This window comes from Roseomonas sp. CAU 1739 (genome assembly GCF_039839775.1).
Classification (GTDB): domain Bacteria; phylum Pseudomonadota; class Alphaproteobacteria; order Acetobacterales; family Acetobacteraceae; genus Neoroseomonas.
Map to the genome: position 1 here is coordinate 15,366 of NZ_JBDOQQ010000027.1, position 14,433 is coordinate 29,798.

A 14,433-nucleotide genomic window follows, 5' to 3' on the forward strand; every position below is an offset into this window, starting at 1 on the left:
GGGTGGCTTGGAGGGGCAGCGCCCCTCCAACCTTCAACCTATCCCACGACCAACGGACTGCCGCCCCTGCAGCGCGTCACCCCACGCCCCAATGCGCCCGCAACGCCGCCGCCGCCTGGCGCAGCGTCAGGTCCGAGGTCGGGATCAGCCGGCCCATCGTCAGATAGGCGTGCATCTGGTTCGCCACATGCAGATGCGTCACCGCCACGCCTTCGACATCCAGCCGCTCCGCGAAGGCGATGCCTTCGTCGCACAGCGGGTCGTGCCCACAGGTCATCACGAAGGCCGGTGCGACACCGGCCAGTGACGCGGCGCGCAGCGGGGAGGCCCGCCAGTCGATGCGCGTTTCCGCCTCCGGCAAATAGTGGTCGATGAACCAGCGCATCGTCGCTGAGGTCAGCGGATAGCCGTCGATGCACCGATCGTAGGAGGCGCGCGTTCCGCCGGCGAGATCTGTGGCCGGATAGAGCAGCAACTGGAAACCCGGCGCCGGCACGCTGCCGTCGCGGCCCATCAGCGCCAACACGGCGGACAGGTTGCCGCCCGCGCTGTCGCCGCCGACCGCGATGCGCGACGGGTCGATCCGCAGTGCCGCCGCCGCGGCGTTGATGAAGCGCAGCGCGGCGGCGCAATCGTCCACCGCGGCGGGAAAGCGATGTTCCGGCGCCAGGCGGTAATCCACCGAGATCACGCAGGCGCCGAGGTGGTTGGCGAGGCTGCGGCAGAGCTGGTCATAGGTGTACAGGCTGCCGATCACCCAGCCCCCACCATGGATGAAGACCAGGCAGGGCAGCGCGGCGGCGGGGTCGGTGCCGAGGCCGCGATACCGCCGCAGCCCGATCGGGCCGGCCGGGCCCGGGCAGGCCAGGTCCTCGACTTCGGCGACATCCGGCGGATCGGGCTGAAGTATGGGGGTGGAGGCGGTGGAGACCTCGCGCGCCTGGTCGGGCGTGAGGGTATGCAGGGCGGGGCGACCGCTGTCGCGGATCAGGTCGAGGACGCTCTGCGCGCCGGGATCGAGGGGCATGGTCTCTCCGTGATTGCGCGACGCGGGGTCCAGTGCGGCAAGGCCCGCGACCTGCCGGGGGGTGCCGATGCCCATCTACCCGGGCAGGCCCGTGGGGATCAAACGGGACCGCGACAAGGACCCACCCGCCTCAGCCGTGCCGGTATTCCAGCCCGACCACGCCATTCGGGAAAGGCCGCGCTGCATCCAGGCGCCAGCCCCGCGGCACGCCTTCCCGGCCAAACAGACGGATGCCATCCCCGAGCGTCACCGGAATGACGAAGATTTCGAGTGTATCCACCAGCCCCTGCGCCAGCGCGGCCTGAGCCACCGCAGCACCGCCCAGCAGCCAGATGTCGCCCGTCGTCTCCACCCGCAGCCGCGTGACGATGGCGGCCAGGTCGCCGGCGGCGGCCTCAACCCCTTCCGGCGGATCGGAGTCGAGCGGCCGGTGCGTCAGCACCACGACCCGCTTGCCCGGATACGGCCAGTCGGCAAAGTCGCGTACCTGATCATAGGTCGCGCGCCCGGTCAGCAGCGCGCCGATGCCGGACAGGAAGCCCACCATCCCGTAATCCTGCGCGTCGAATGGCGCGAGCCAGGCAATGCCGCCCTCGGCATCCGCGAGGCAGCCATCGATCGACATCGCGGCATAGAGCCGGACGCGCGCCGTCATGCGCGGCGCTTCCATTGCGCGCGCACGGCGCGGACACGGTCGATCAGGCCGGGTCCATTGCCGAAGACCAACGCCCGAGCGCGCGCAGCGAAGGCGCGCGCCAGCATCTTCATCCGCCGCATCGCCCGCCGCGCCGCACGCCAACTGGGCGAGGCATCGAGATAGGCATGTGCGCGCGCCAACAACCCGAACACGAAGTTCCGCACCCGCGCAAAGACCGCGATCTGCATCAGCTTCGGTTCCGCCACGTTGTAGAGATGCGCCGAGATCGCGGTGCCGAGGAATTTCGCGGCGACCAACAGCACGACGCCCTTGATCGGGTGTCCGCCGCCGATCAACCACACCGCGGCGAATTTCAGCGGGATCAGCCCGAGCAGCGGCACCAGGAACAGCAGCAGCACGACCCAGGGGTCGAGGCGCAACACCAGCCGTTCCAACCCGGCGAATACCGGCAGCCGGGCGATCTGCGCGCCGAGCAGACCGGCCCAGTGCCAGATCGTCTCCTCCAGCACGACCCAAAGGAAGGCCAGCAGCAGGAGCGGGGCGCGCAGTAGGCGACGGAGATGCAGCATGGCCGGCAGCTTACCCCGTCCGGCCGGGGAATTCCTCAGGCAAGGCGCAAATCTCCTCCCGCCGCAGCCAGGCGGAGAAGCCGGCATCCGCCGTCAGCACCGCGAAGGGAATGGCGAGCAGCAGCGACAGCAGCACCGGCATGGCCAACAGCAGCGCCAGCGGGGAGGCCGCGGCGAAGGCGATGGCCAGCACCATCCCGGCCAGCGTCGGCGGCCAGAACTGCCGCGCCGCATCGGCCCATGACACGCCGCGATCGGCGCGGTTCTGCGGCACCCAGCCGACCTTCAACCCGAAAGGCAGGGCGACCATGAACAGTGACTGCGCCATCAACCGTGCCGGTTCCATCAATGTGGTGAAGGCGATCTCGGCCGCCACGCTGCGCAGCACATCGTCGCGGCCGCCATGGACCGCGGCCAGGGCCGGCTTCACCAGCAGTTCGACATAGCCGGCCAGTTTCGGCGCGTAGTGGCACAGCCAGCCGGCCAGAAGCAGCAGGACCAGCAAGCCGGTCGGCGTCGCCGCCCCGCCGCCGGTCAGCGCATTGACCGCCGCCAGCACCAGGATGGCGCACCACAGCGGCGCGCCGACGAACAGCAGCATGGCCTGCACCAGTTGCCAGCGCGCCATCCACGTCTGGCCCGGCAGCCGCAGCAAGGCCAGGTATTGCATGTTGCCCCCCGCCCAACGCAGGTCGCGGGTGACGAAATCGCCGAAGGTGGGCGGGTTGGCCTCGCTGCTGCCGGTGTCGTCGGGCAGCACGCGCACCTTCCAGCCGACCGCGGTCAGCCGCGTCGCCTCCACCTGGTCATGGGACAGGATGCGTGACCCGTCCGGCAGCGGCGCGAGCCGGCAATGGTCGCGGAAGGGCACGATGCGGATGATGGCGTTGTGGCCCCAATACGGCCCCTCATCGCCCTGCCACCACGCCTGCCCGGTCGCCCATGCGCGCATGCCGTGGCGCATGCCGAACTGGAACAGCCTCGGGAAGGCGGCGGTGGCCGGCCGGCCATGGATCAGCTGCTGGACGATGGCGATCTTCGGATCGGCCTCGATGATCGCGACCAGGCGCAACACCGCTTCCGGCGTCATCTCCGAATCGGCATCGAGGCAAACGAAGAAATCGAGTCCCTCGGCATGGCGATCGAGGAAGTCCATCACATTGCCGGCCTTGAAACCGTCATTGATCGCGCGACGGCGGTAGTTGGTGTCGGTGCGGCCAACGGCGAAGGCGCGGATGGCGGCTTCCTCGGCCTTGGCTGCCGGGCCGGCCGGCGTGTCGGACAGCAGCCACAGCGCGAAGCAGTCGGCCATGCCGCGCGCCGCCAGCCCGTCCATCAGCCGCGCCAGCGGCGGCAGGACGACGTCCATGTCCTCATTGCGAATGCAGATGGCGACGGCAGTGCGGCCGCGCGGCGGGCCGGGCTGCGCCTGCCGAAGCGCCGGCAACACGGCCGCGACCGGGTCCTTCGCCAACAGCCGGATGGCCAGGCCGACCAGCGCATTGGCGGCCGACAGCGCGCTCCAGGGCATGGTGCCGACGAAGCCGAGCAGGATCAGCGCTTCCCACAGCGTCCAGCCGCCCGGCGCCAACACCGCCACGGCCAGGCGCAGAAGCATCACCATGATGGCGAGCGCGAGAGCGATGAAGGTGATGCGGCGGAGCAGGATCGGTTCAGTCACGGCCCAGGTCTATGCCCGCAGCGTGGCGGGATTGCGAGGGCAGCGACGCCAGGCACCGGCCGCGTCGCTCGCCGCCCTTCGGATCGCGGTAGCCGATGAAGGAGGAGACAACCCCGGACCATTCGCGCAATGCCTGGCACCGGGCGGCAAGCGCACCCGGTTCGCCCTCCGCTGCCGATGCGGCAGTGCGAGGCGGGAGGGCACTTGGCCGGGATGGGCCTCGCCCGCCGTCGGATGGTGCCAAAACCGCCGGAGGCGGCCATCGCGGTCAATCGATCTGCGCCCCCGATGCCCGGACCACCGGCGCCCATTTCGCCACCTCCTCCCGCATGAAGGTGTCGAAGGCCGCTGGCCCGGCCGGCCATGGCTCCGCACCATAGTCGCGCAGCCGCTGCGCGATGCCGGGGTCGTTCAACGCGGCGACGATCTCCGCGCCGAGCCGGTCGCGGATCGCCACCGGCACCGCTGCCGGCATGGCGACGCCATACCAGGAAGCGACATCGAAATCCGGCACGCCCTGTTCCATCAGCGTCGGCAGTTCCGGCATGGTGCTGGCGCGCCGCGCGGTGGACACACCCAAAGCGCGCAGCATGCCCGCAAGCACCTGCTGGCGGGAGACCGGGGCGTTGTCGATGTTGAACAGCACCTCCCCGTTCAACACCGCGGCCATGGATGGCGCCGTGCCCCGATAGGGCACATGGGTCACGTCGATCCCCATCCGCATGCCGAACAGCAGCCCGCCCAGATGCGACGACGTGCCCGATCCGGCCGAGGAGAAATTCGCCCGCCCCGGATTGGCGCGGCAGAAGGCCACCAGTTCCTGCACCGTCTTCACCGGCCCGTCGCCCTTGACGATCATGACGTTCGGCATCGCGGCGATGCGCGCCACCCCCGGCAGGTCCTTCAGCGGGTCGAAGGACAGCCGGCGATACAGCGTCGGCCCGATGCCGTGCGAGGCGATGTGGTTGACGTAGTAGGTGTAACCATCGGGTGCCGATCGTGCCGTCACCTCCGCCCCTACCATGCCGCCGGCGCCGGGGCGCGGGTCGATGACGATGGGCTGGCCGAGCGTCTCGCGCAGCCGGTTCTCCATCATGCGCAGGAAGATGTCCGACACGCCGCCGGCCGCACCGCCGATGATGAAACGGATCGGCTTGTCGGGCCAGGCGCCCTGGGCGCGGACGGACGGGACGGCCAGCAAGGTGCCGGCGGCGCCGACCAGGGCGCGACGGGTGATCATGCGTGTTTCCTCCTGCCTCGTGGGCTTTGGAGGAGAGCCTATGACAGCGCCGCGGCGCCGCGAAACCGCTGGTTGCGGCTTTGACGGGGATTTCGGAGAAACGCCGCCCCGGTCGCGCCAGGACAGCGCGGCGAGGCGGTGGGACCGGAGAGGGCTTTGCCCCCTCCGGACCTCCCCCACCAAAGGCTTAAGGCCTTTGGAAACCTCGACTTGATGCCTGGAGGGCGGCTTCGCCACAACGACGAAGGTCACGCTTGGCGCAAGACCAAATCCGGGCATTGATGCTGACCGTCATGCCCTACGCCAATTGACGGTTTCCAAAGGCCCACTGGCCTTTGGTGGGGTGGCTTGGAGGGGCAACGCCCCTTCAACCTTTAGTCCAAGCCCGCGCACGCTACCGCGCCGCCAGCAACATCCGGTTCACCCGCTCCATCGCCCGCGCCACCGCCGCGAAATCCTTCGCGAAGGCCTCCCGCGACACGCCCTTCTCCGCCAGCGCGTCGCCGATCGCGCCAATGCTGCGCTGCCCATCCACGCGCGCCAGGATCGCCTGCGCCAGCCGCGGCAGCGCGACCGGCGCGGTCAGCCCGTCGAACGCGATGCGCAGCACCCCATCGGCCGGAATCGTCGCGGCGAGCTTCGCGCCGTCCAGTTCACGCAGCACCGGCACCGACTCCGGATCCGTCCAGGCCGGCGCCGGCGGCGTTTCGCCGGCACGCACGCAATAGGCGATGTGGATGCCCATGTTGCCCGCGGCTGCCTCGGCCAGGGCGGCGCGCTGCACGGGGTCCAGCACAGCCGTGCGTTCGCGCAGCCGCGGGTCGGTCAGGAAGCTGTCGGGGTCGTAGCGGAAGGGCTCGACCATGCAGCGGATCTCGAGCCCCGCGGCGGCGACCAGGGCGGCCAGGTCTGGGACGGTGAAGGCGACGTCGCGCGGGTTCAGCAGCAGGTCGTAGATGCCGGCGTCGCCACCCTTCACGTGGTCGGTGATCCAGGGGTTGCGGCGCAGCCAGTTGGTCTCGGGCAGTTGGCGCCACAGCCGCTTGGCGACCTCGACCCGGTCACGCGGGGGCTGGTCGGCCGGGGCGAGCAGCCGCAGCGCCTCCTGCACCATGTAGACGCCGGTGCGCCCATGCGGCGCATAGACCATCAGCCCCACCCCGCCGCCGGGCGCCAGCACCGACACGAGCGCCCGCAGCCCCGCCAGGGGGTCCGGCAGATGGTGCAGCACGCCGCAGCAATCGATGTAGTCGAACGGTCCCAGGCCGCTCCCCGCCAGGTCGAGGATCGAGCCTTCCTCGAACATCACGTTGCCGAGAGACCGCGCCGCGACCCTCGCGCCCACCACTTGGCGCGCGGCGGCCGATCGGTCGAGCCAGGTCACGCTGCCGGCCCGTCCGGCCGAGGCCATCTGCTGGGCCAGCATGACCGTCGCGTCCCCCGAGCCACCGCCGGCGACCAATGCATTCAGCGGCCGTGCTGCCGGACGCCCGGCACCGAAGATCCAGTGGTCGATTTCGCGCAGATGGCTCGGGCTGCCGACGATCAGGCGCTTCGCCTCATCCCGCGGGTCGCGCTGGGGATAGGGGTAGGCTTCGTATTGGGCGGCCAGGGCGGCGTCGGCGGCGTCGGTCATGCGCCGCCTGTTAGAGCAGATCACGATGAGGTGGAATCACCCGCTCGGATGAAGATGCCCGGTCAGACATGGGGTCTGGACCCGGTTCCGGGGCCGGGGCGAAGGCAAGCCGCACTGGAACGTCGCCAGGCAGCCCGGCATTAGCCGGACAATCAAAAAAGGCGGCGAGACAAGGCCTCGGCCGGAGCGCCTCTTTCGCTCGAACCGGACCGGCACCAGTGCGCCCCCCAGCCCGGCCGCCCAACGACACTACCCCGGCAGGGCTGACGGCCTGCGCCGCCCGAACGAAAAAGCGCCCGCTTGCATTCGGCGCAGGACCGCCCCGGGCCATGCGGGCCGCGCCCCCGCCGGGGGCAGGCGCAGGGTGGCAGCGCGATGCGGATCGCCGCCGTGGTTGCCCCGGGGGGCCGGGCTTCGTATCTAGGGCCCATGCGAACGCTCCTTCTCGTTCCGGCCCTGGTCGCCCTGGCCGTCGTTCCCGCCCTCGCGCAGCAGCGCAGTGGCGCGGCAACGCCCCAGGCCCCACGCCGCCTGGGCGATTTCCAGTCCTGGACCGCCGCCGTCCACACGGAGGGCGGGCAGAAGGTCTGCTACGCCTTCACCCGCGCATCCCGCACCGACCCGTCGCGGGAGGGCGTCATCCTGACCGTCGCGCACCGATCCAGCGGGCGTGACCAGGTGGCGCTGTCGGCGGGCTATGCCTATCCGCGCAACGCGGCGGTCACCGTCACGGTCGGCCAGACCCAGCTGCCCTTCTACACAGGCGGCAATTCGGCCTTCGCGCGGGATGGCCGCGCGGCTGTCGCCGCCTTCCGCAACGGGTCCCAGGCCGTGGCACGCGGGCCGCGGGCCGGCGGGCGCGGCAATGCCACCGACACCTTCACCCTGACCGGCTTTTCCGCCGCCTACGACGCGATCAGCCAGGAATGCCCGGCGACAGCACCGCGGCGATGAGCGCGGTCCTCGCCACTGACGGGCTGGAAGACGCCGAGCGCGTACGCATCCTGGCGAAGGCGGCGATCTTTGCGCCGCCGCCCGCCATGCTGCCCGACGGGCGGCGCGACCTGGTCGGCCTGTCGCGCGACGAACTGATCGCCGAGATGGCCGCGATCGGTGAGAAGCCGTTCCGCGCCAAGCAGATCTGGCACTGGATCTACCACCAGGGCGAGACCGACTTCGGCAGGATGACGACCATCGCCAAGCCGATGCAGGGCAAGCTGGCGGAACGCTTCGTGGTCGGCCGGCCGGGCGTGGCGACCCAGCAGGACAGCGCCGATTCCACCCGCAAATGGGTGTTCTCCTTCCGCGACGAACAGCGGGTGGAGACGGTGTACATCCCCTCGGCGGATGAGGATCGCGGCGCGGTCTGCATCTCCACCCAGGTCGGCTGCACCCTGTCCTGCAAATTCTGCCACACCGGCACGCAGAAGCTGGTGCGTAACCTCGGCGCGGCCGAGATCGTCGGCCAGTTCATGGCGGCGCGCGATTCCTATGGCGAATGGCCCTCGCCCAAGGATGGCACGGCACGGCACCTGTCCAATATCGTCGTCATGGGCATGGGCGAGCCGCTCTACAATTACGAGAACGTCGCCAAGGCGCTGAAGATCGTGATGGACCATGAGGGCATCGGGCTGTCGCGCCGGCGCATCACGCTGAGCACGAGCGGCGTCGTGCCGATGATGGATCGCTGCGGGGCGGAACTCGGCGTCGGCCTCGCGGTGTCGCTGCATGCGGTCACGAACGAGTTGCGCGACGAGATTGTGCCGCTGAATCGCAAATACCCGATCGAGGAACTGCTCGCCGCCTGCCGCCGCTATCCCGGCGCGTCCAATGCGCGGCGCATCACCTTCGAATACGTCATGCTGCGCGGCGTGAACGACAGTGAGGCCGAGGCGCGCGAGTTGGTGCGCCTGATCCGCGGCATGCCGGCCAAGGTGAACCTGATCCCGTTCAACCCGTGGCCGGGCAGCGCCTACAAGACCTCGACCTCCGAGGCGATCCAGCGCTTCGCCGCGATCCTGAACGATGCTGGCTACGCCAGCCCGATCCGCCGGCCGCGCGGACGGGACATCCTGGCGGCGTGCGGGCAGTTGAAGACGGAAAGCGAACGCAAGAAGGCGTCAGCCGCCTGAGATGGGTGGGGGAGGCGAAACTCCCCCGCCGGCCTCACTTCTCGATCGCACCGCCCGCATCCACCCAGCCCTTGAAGCCGCCGAGATTGCGGACATTCGCATAACCCATGTCGTGCAACGTCTTGAGCACCAGCGCCGAGCGGCCGCCTGAGGCGCAATAGGCGACGATCGTCTTCGCCCGGTCGAAATTCGCGTCATGCATCGGCGAGGCCGGGTCGGCGCGGAATTCCAACAGGCCGCGCGGGATGGCGAGCGCGCCCGGAACCTTGCCCGACGCGGCGACCTCATTGGGTTCCCGCACATCCAGGAAGACGACGTCCGGCCGACCGACCAGGCCTTTCGCCTCATCGGCGGTGATGCGGGGCACCACGGCTTCGGCGGCGGCGAGCATCTGCTGGACGGTGACGGTCATGGGCGATTCTCCTGTGGGTGGCCGGTCGGCGTCGCGGATTGCGGCGGCGAAGCCACTGGTGCGGATGCTACCCCCAACGCCCGAGCGAGGCGACCAGGCAGGCCACGGCGCCCAGCGCGATGGCGGCGAAGGTCGCCACCATGCCCGTCGCGCGGATGCGGAAATCCTCGGGGTCCCGCGTGATGCCCCAGCCATGGATGACGCGCCCGGCCAGCAGCACGGCGCCGATCAGGTTCACCGCCCAGCCCGGCGTGCCGCCGGCTTCGGCCAGCGCCAGCAGGATCAGCGCGAAGGGAACGTATTCGGCGAAATTCGCCTGCGCACGCACCGCCCGTTCCAGCGCCGGATGGCCGCCGGTGCCGATGGCGATGCCCGTCGCATGGCGCAGCGGCACGATGCGCATCGACAGCCACAGGCACAGCGGCGCATGCAGCGCCGCCCACAGGGCGGTGGCGTGCATCAGGCTTCCTCCTTCACATCGGCCGACGCCGCACCGGTGATGCGCAGCAATTCGGCCGGCGTCGATCGGAACACATGCATCGGCGACCCGGCGGCGGCCCAGACCTGGTCCAGCGCCAGCAGGTCCTGATCCAGCAGCAGGATGGGCGGCGCCAGGTGCCCGACCGGGGAGACGCCACCGATGGCGAAGCCGGTCGTGTCGCGCACCCAGACCCCGTCGGCGCGCCTGACCGGCAGGCCAATGGCGACAGCGATCTTGGCCATGTCCACTCGGTTGGCGCCGGACGCGATCACCAGCACCGCCCGCGTCCCAGCCCGGAAGACGATCGACTTGGCGATCTGCGCGACATCGCAACCGACCGCCGCGGCTGCATCCGCGGCGCTGCGCGTGCCGTCGGGGAAGACCTCGATGGTGTCCGGATGTCCGGCGGCGGCAAGGGCGGCGCGCACGCGCTCGACGGAGGGGAGGGACGCGCTCATGCGCCGGCCGCTACCACAGCCCCGCCGCGCCGCCGAGGGCGAGGGCGGCCGCGAAGACCAGGCCCGTCAGCGTCAGGATCATGCCGCCGGCCCGCAGCGGCACGATGTCGGGGTCACGCGACATGCCGGCCGCATGCGCGACGCGCCCGGCCAGCATCGCCAGCCCGGCCGCGTGCAGCGCCATGGCGGGCGCGCCGCACAATTCGGCGGCGAGCAGCGTGGCGAGAAAGATCGGAACATATTCGGCGCAATTGGCATGCACCCGCGCCACCCGTTCCAACATCCGGTCGCCACCGGTGCCAAGCACCACTTGCGCCTTGAAGCGCCGCGCCAGGACCCGGGCGGTCAGCACCAGGAACAACACCAGAAGCAATCCGGCATAAAGGGCGGTGATACGCGGCACTGTGGTCCCCCGGTTCGACAGACAGGCCCCGGCACGCCATATCCCCCGGCGTGACCGAACCCCTCGCCCTATACATCCACTGGCCGTTCTGCGCCGCCAAGTGTCCTTATTGCGACTTCAACTCGCATGTCCGCGACCGCGTGGACCAGGCCCGTTTCCGCGACGCGCTGCGGCGGGAACTGGCGCATGAGGCCGCCCGGGTCGGCCGTCGCATGCTCGCCAGCATCTTCTTCGGCGGCGGCACGCCATCGCTGATGGACCCCGACACGGTGGCCGCGCTGATCGCCGATGCCCGCGCGCTGTTCGACGCCGCCCCCGATATCGAGATCACGCTGGAAGCCAACCCGACCAGCGTCGAGATCACCCGTCTCGCCGCCTTCCGCGCGGCCGGCGTGAACCGCGCAAGCCTCGGCGTGCAATCGTTGGATGAGGCGGCGCTGCGCTTCCTCGGCCGCAAGCACGACACCGCGCAGGCGATCGCCGCGCTGGAGGCCGCGCGCAGAATCTTCCCCCGCCTGTCCTTCGACCTGATCTATGCCCGCCCCGGTCAGGACGAGGCCTCCTGGCGCGGCGAGTTGCGGCAGGCGCTGGCGCTCGCCGCCGACCACCTCTCGCTGTACCAACTCACCATCGAGCCGGGCACGCAGTTCCATACCCTGCACGCTCGCGGCGCCTTCACCCTGCCGGAAGGCGACGACGCCGCCCGGCTGTACTTCGCGACCGCCGAGGAAGCCGCCCGTTTCGGCCTGCGTCCCTACGAGGTCAGCAACTATGCCAAGCCGGGGGCGGAGAGCCGGCACAACCTCGCCTATTGGCGTTATGGCGACTACCTCGGCATCGGCGCCGGCGCCCATCAGCGGATTCTAAGCGATGGCGCGATGATCGCCACACGCCGGCACCGCGCACCCGAGGAATGGGCCAGCCGCGTCGAGCGCGACGGCCATGCGGCTGTCGAGGAGGAGGTGCTGTCCCCGCAGGACCGTGCGCGGGAGGCTCTGCTGATGGGCCTGCGCCTTGCCGAAGGCATCGACCCCGTGCGCATCGCGGCGCGCTCCGGCCTGGCCTTCGAACAGACGATCGACCCGGCGATGCTCGCCGCGCTGCTGGATGAGGATTACCTGGCCTGGACGCCCGAAGGGCGGCTGCGCGCGACGGAGGAAGGCATCGTCAGGCTGGATGCACTGCTGCCCGTGCTGTTGCGCTAGGTCGTGTGGACTCTAGGGATTCCCTGGCTGATGGAAGCATGATTCAAAGCTGCCTTTTGGAGGCGGCGGATGGGCGTGCTGGATCGGTTGATCCTGGATGACGCGGCGTGGGCGCGTATGGCGCCGCATATCATTGGCGATGAGAGGACGCGCGGCAGTTCGGGCCGCGACAACCGGATGTTCGTCGAGGCGGTGCTGTGGATCGTGCGGACCGGCTCGCCCTGGCGCGACCTGCCGGAGGCCTTTGGTAGTTGGAACAGCGCCTTCCGCCGCTTCAGCCGTTGGAGTGCCAAGGGCGTCTGGCGCCGCATCTTCGCCGCGATGGCCGATGACCCGGACTTCGAATACCTGATCATCGACAGCACCATCGTGCGGGCGCATCAGCACGCCGCGGGAGCAAAAAAGGGCCTGAGGATCAGGCCATTGGCCGATCCCGCGGCGGTCTGAGCACCAAGATCCACCTCGCCGTCCGCGGCCTGGGGTGTCCGGCCAGGATCATCCTCACTGCCGGTCAGCGTGGCGATGTGCCGCAGGCCGCAGCGCTGCTCGGCGAGGATCGGCCCGCCGCCGTGCTGGCCGATGCCGCCTACGACGCCGACCACTTCCGCCAGGCCATCGCCCAGGCCGGCGCTGTCGCCGTCATCCCCAACAATCCATCGCGCACGAAGAAGCATCCGCTCGACCGCCAGCTCTACAAGGAACGCCACCTGATCGAATGCTGCTTCTCCAAGCTCAAGCAGTTCCGCCGCGTCGCCACACGCTACGAAAAGACCGCCCGCAACTTCCTCGCCGTCGTCACCATCGCCGCCACCGGCCTTTGGCTCAGGTAACTGTCCACGGAACCTAGAGCTGAGGGTGCGTGCCCGGACAATGAGCGAGATCAGTTCCCCGCCGCGATGGACCCGCTGCCCACATGCAGCACGATCCCCGGCACCGCATCATGGCGCCGGACCCGCAGCGCAGGGCACCAGACGATCGCGGTCCAGGGGCCCGTTGGCCCCTGGTGGGGTGGCTTGGAGGGGCAACGCCCCTCCAATCACGCGATCGTCCGCCCCAGTGCGGCCTGGTACCGTTCCGCCACGCGCGCCTTCACCGCCGGATTGATGATGCGCGGCGGGAAGCGCCCGGCCGCGAAGTCGGAAAACGCCTCCGCCGCGATGCGCGTGATCATCGACCGGCTTTCATGCGTCACGCCGGCGGTGTGCTGGGTGCAGATCACGTTGGATAGCGACAGCAGCGGATGGTCGCCCGGCGGCGGTTCCTGTTCCCACACATCCAGCCCGGCGGCGGCGATGTGGCCCGACTTCAGCGCAGCGACCAGCGCCGATTCGTCGTGGATCGACCCGCGCGCGGTCGTCACCAGCACCGATCCCGGCTTCATCGCGGCAAAGGCGTTGGCCGCCAACATGGCGCGGGATTCCGGCGTCAGCGGGCAATGCAGGGAGACGATGTCGCACTGCGCCAGCATGGTGGCGAGGTCATCCACCTTCTCCGCCCCGCGATCGGCAACCGTCGCCGCATCGACATAGGGGTCATAGGCAAGCACGCGGCAATGGAAGGCGGCGTTGAGGATGGCCGCGGTGCGGGTGCCGACATTGCCGATGCCGACGATGCCAATGGTCTTGCCGTAGAGGTTGCGGCCCATGAATTCCTCGCGCCGCTGGGCGCGGCCCTCGCGCATCGCCGCGTGGCATTCGCCGAAGCGCTTGAGCAGCGAGAGCATCATGCCGACGGCGTGCTCGGCCACGGCCTCGGCATTGCCGCCGGCCTGGTTGACCAGCAGTACGCCGGCACGGGTGCAGGCGGCGGGTTCGATGGTGTCGTAGCCGGCGCCCTGGGACGCCGCCATCAGCAGGTTGGGCAGCCGGCCGAGCAGCTCGTCATGCACATGCATCGGCTTCGGCAGCTCGTCGCGGGAGGCGCGGACGTAGTAGCCCTGGCAGGTCTCGAGCAGCTTGAGCGCCGCGTCCACGCCGTCATCCAGCGTCATGCGCACCACCTCGAGCGCAGGGTCCTTCGCCGCGGTATCGAGGAAGGTCTGGTGCGGCACCTTGATCAGGTAGCCGATGCGAAAGCGGGCGTTGGATGCGGACACCTGGCGATTTCCCCGTTTGGACGACCCGCCCTGGGTAGCGCGGGTTGCCGGGTCGCGCCAGACGGCCGGATCAGCGCCGCAGGCTCAGCAGATAGGCAACCACGTCATCGATTTGCTCCCGCGACAGCCGGTAGTCCGGCATGGATGGGTGCGGCGTCTGGAGAAAGGCGCGCAGCGCCATCGAGGTGGTGGAGGGCATCTGCGCGACCGCGGCGAAGGCCGGCGCGCCGTCGCTGGCAGGGCCCGGCCCGGCCGGCGCGACGCGGTGGCAATTGGCGCACCATGCCGAGGCCAGGCGCAGCCCGGCGGCAGGATCCCCCGCCTCGGTCTGTGCGAGGGCCGGCATCACCGCGCCTGCGAGGAGCATCAGGACAGCAAGGCCACGCATGGGAACCTCCGTTTTCCAGACGGCACCATGGCCCGCCGCGGCCTGCGA

15 protein-coding genes and 1 pseudogene are annotated in these 14,433 nt (G+C 70.0%); 4 read left to right on the forward strand and 12 right to left on the reverse strand.

The window, feature by feature from the left end:
* Positions 1–76: 76 nt before the first annotated feature.
* The 6 genes from AAFN86_RS27290 to AAFN86_RS27315 all read right to left on the reverse strand — a co-directional run bounded on the left by AAFN86_RS27290 (position 77) and on the right by AAFN86_RS27315 (position 6,811).
* Positions 77–1,027: an alpha/beta hydrolase gene (locus AAFN86_RS27290; RefSeq protein WP_347546779.1), complete on the reverse strand. Its 951-nt coding sequence runs from the start codon at positions 1,025–1,027 to the stop codon at positions 77–79.
* A gap of 130 nt (positions 1,028–1,157) precedes the next feature.
* Positions 1,158–1,682 carry a dihydrofolate reductase family protein gene (locus AAFN86_RS27295; protein ID WP_347546780.1) on the reverse strand — a complete coding sequence of 175 codons (525 nt, stop codon included), beginning with the start codon at positions 1,680–1,682 and terminating at the stop codon, positions 1,158–1,160.
* Entirely contained in the window at positions 1,679–2,254 is a 576-nt protein-coding gene (locus tag AAFN86_RS27300; protein WP_347546781.1) for a hypothetical protein, read from the reverse strand. The genes AAFN86_RS27295 and AAFN86_RS27300 overlap by 4 nt, the downstream gene beginning before the upstream one ends.
* A gap of 10 nt (positions 2,255–2,264) precedes the next feature.
* Positions 2,265–3,935, reverse strand: coding sequence for a glucans biosynthesis glucosyltransferase MdoH (gene mdoH, locus AAFN86_RS27305; protein ID WP_347546782.1), 1,671 nt, complete (start codon positions 3,933–3,935; stop codon positions 2,265–2,267).
* Positions 3,936–4,203: 268 nt separating this feature from the next.
* Positions 4,204–5,175 carry a tripartite tricarboxylate transporter substrate binding protein gene (locus AAFN86_RS27310; RefSeq protein ID WP_347546783.1) on the reverse strand — a complete coding sequence of 324 codons (972 nt, stop codon included), beginning with the start codon at positions 5,173–5,175 and terminating at the stop codon, positions 4,204–4,206.
* A gap of 394 nt (positions 5,176–5,569) precedes the next feature.
* Positions 5,570–6,811, reverse strand: coding sequence for a methyltransferase (locus tag AAFN86_RS27315; protein ID WP_347546784.1), 1,242 nt, complete (start codon positions 6,809–6,811; stop codon positions 5,570–5,572).
* A gap of 429 nt (positions 6,812–7,240) precedes the next feature.
* On the opposite strand from AAFN86_RS27315, the gene AAFN86_RS27320 reads away from it, so the two are divergent.
* Both AAFN86_RS27320 and rlmN read left to right on the forward strand, forming a co-directional pair.
* On the forward strand, positions 7,241–7,765 hold the full coding sequence (locus tag AAFN86_RS27320; RefSeq protein ID WP_347546785.1) for an invasion associated locus B family protein: 525 nt from the start codon (positions 7,241–7,243) through the stop codon (positions 7,763–7,765).
* On the forward strand, positions 7,738–8,943 hold the full coding sequence (rlmN, locus tag AAFN86_RS27325) for a 23S rRNA (adenine(2503)-C(2))-methyltransferase RlmN (RefSeq protein WP_408906636.1): 1,206 nt from the start codon (positions 7,738–7,740) through the stop codon (positions 8,941–8,943). The genes AAFN86_RS27320 and rlmN overlap by 28 nt, the downstream gene beginning before the upstream one ends.
* A 34-nt stretch (positions 8,944–8,977) precedes the next feature.
* Here rlmN and AAFN86_RS27330 read toward each other — a convergent pair whose 3' ends face one another.
* The 4 genes from AAFN86_RS27330 to AAFN86_RS27345 all read right to left on the reverse strand — a co-directional run bounded on the left by AAFN86_RS27330 (position 8,978) and on the right by AAFN86_RS27345 (position 10,697).
* On the reverse strand, positions 8,978–9,355 hold the full coding sequence (locus AAFN86_RS27330) for a rhodanese-like domain-containing protein (RefSeq protein WP_347546786.1): 378 nt from the start codon (positions 9,353–9,355) through the stop codon (positions 8,978–8,980).
* A 67-nt stretch (positions 9,356–9,422) separates the two neighbouring features.
* Positions 9,423–9,815 (reverse strand): MAPEG family protein, encoded by a 393-nt coding sequence (locus AAFN86_RS27335; protein WP_347546787.1) that lies wholly within the window; start codon positions 9,813–9,815, stop codon positions 9,423–9,425.
* A complete protein-coding gene (locus AAFN86_RS27340) occupies positions 9,815–10,294 on the reverse strand; it encodes a YbaK/EbsC family protein (protein ID WP_347546788.1) in 480 nt (159 codons plus the stop codon). Before AAFN86_RS27340 ends, AAFN86_RS27335 begins: the two co-directional genes overlap by 1 nt.
* Before the next feature lie 10 nt (positions 10,295–10,304).
* Positions 10,305–10,697: an MAPEG family protein gene (locus AAFN86_RS27345; protein ID WP_347546789.1), complete on the reverse strand. Its 393-nt coding sequence runs from the start codon at positions 10,695–10,697 to the stop codon at positions 10,305–10,307.
* Positions 10,698–10,747: 50 nt separating this feature from the next.
* On the opposite strand from AAFN86_RS27345, the gene hemW reads away from it, so the two are divergent.
* Entirely contained in the window at positions 10,748–11,902 is a 1,155-nt protein-coding gene (hemW, locus tag AAFN86_RS27350) for a radical SAM family heme chaperone HemW (RefSeq protein WP_347546790.1), read from the forward strand.
* A 117-nt stretch (positions 11,903–12,019) separates the two neighbouring features.
* Positions 12,020–12,732 (forward strand): annotated as a pseudogene (locus AAFN86_RS27355) (IS5 family transposase).
* A 206-nt stretch (positions 12,733–12,938) separates the two neighbouring features.
* Here the strand turns inward: AAFN86_RS27355 and AAFN86_RS27360 are convergent.
* Both AAFN86_RS27360 and AAFN86_RS27365 read right to left on the reverse strand, forming a co-directional pair.
* Positions 12,939–13,997 carry an NAD(P)-dependent oxidoreductase gene (locus tag AAFN86_RS27360; RefSeq protein ID WP_347546791.1) on the reverse strand — a complete coding sequence of 353 codons (1,059 nt, stop codon included), beginning with the start codon at positions 13,995–13,997 and terminating at the stop codon, positions 12,939–12,941.
* Between the two features lie 70 nt (positions 13,998–14,067).
* Entirely contained in the window at positions 14,068–14,385 is a 318-nt protein-coding gene (locus AAFN86_RS27365; RefSeq protein ID WP_347546792.1) for a cytochrome c, read from the reverse strand.
* Positions 14,386–14,433 lie beyond the last annotated feature (48 nt).

Excerpts from the sequence above, each read along its gene's own strand:
- AAFN86_RS27290 (WP_347546779.1), bottom strand. The coding sequence starts at position 1,027 with ATGCCCCTCGATCCCGGCGCGCAGAGCGTCCTCGACCTGATCCGCGAC.
- AAFN86_RS27295 (WP_347546780.1), bottom strand. The coding sequence starts at position 1,682 with ATGACGGCGCGCGTCCGGCTCTATGCCGCGATGTCGATCGATGGCTGC.
- AAFN86_RS27300 (WP_347546781.1), bottom strand. The coding sequence starts at position 2,254 with ATGCTGCATCTCCGTCGCCTACTGCGCGCCCCGCTCCTGCTGCTGGCC.
- AAFN86_RS27310 (WP_347546783.1), bottom strand. The coding sequence starts at position 5,175 with ATGATCACCCGTCGCGCCCTGGTCGGCGCCGCCGGCACCTTGCTGGCC.
- AAFN86_RS27315 (WP_347546784.1), bottom strand. The coding sequence starts at position 6,811 with ATGACCGACGCCGCCGACGCCGCCCTGGCCGCCCAATACGAAGCCTAC.
- AAFN86_RS27320 (WP_347546785.1), top strand. The coding sequence starts at position 7,241 with ATGCGAACGCTCCTTCTCGTTCCGGCCCTGGTCGCCCTGGCCGTCGTT.
- rlmN (WP_408906636.1), top strand. The coding sequence starts at position 7,738 with ATGCCCGGCGACAGCACCGCGGCGATGAGCGCGGTCCTCGCCACTGAC.
- AAFN86_RS27330 (WP_347546786.1), bottom strand. The coding sequence starts at position 9,355 with ATGACCGTCACCGTCCAGCAGATGCTCGCCGCCGCCGAAGCCGTGGTG.
- AAFN86_RS27335 (WP_347546787.1), bottom strand. The coding sequence starts at position 9,815 with ATGCACGCCACCGCCCTGTGGGCGGCGCTGCATGCGCCGCTGTGCCTG.
- AAFN86_RS27340 (WP_347546788.1), bottom strand. The coding sequence starts at position 10,294 with ATGAGCGCGTCCCTCCCCTCCGTCGAGCGCGTGCGCGCCGCCCTTGCC.
- AAFN86_RS27365 (WP_347546792.1), bottom strand. The coding sequence starts at position 14,385 with ATGCGTGGCCTTGCTGTCCTGATGCTCCTCGCAGGCGCGGTGATGCCG.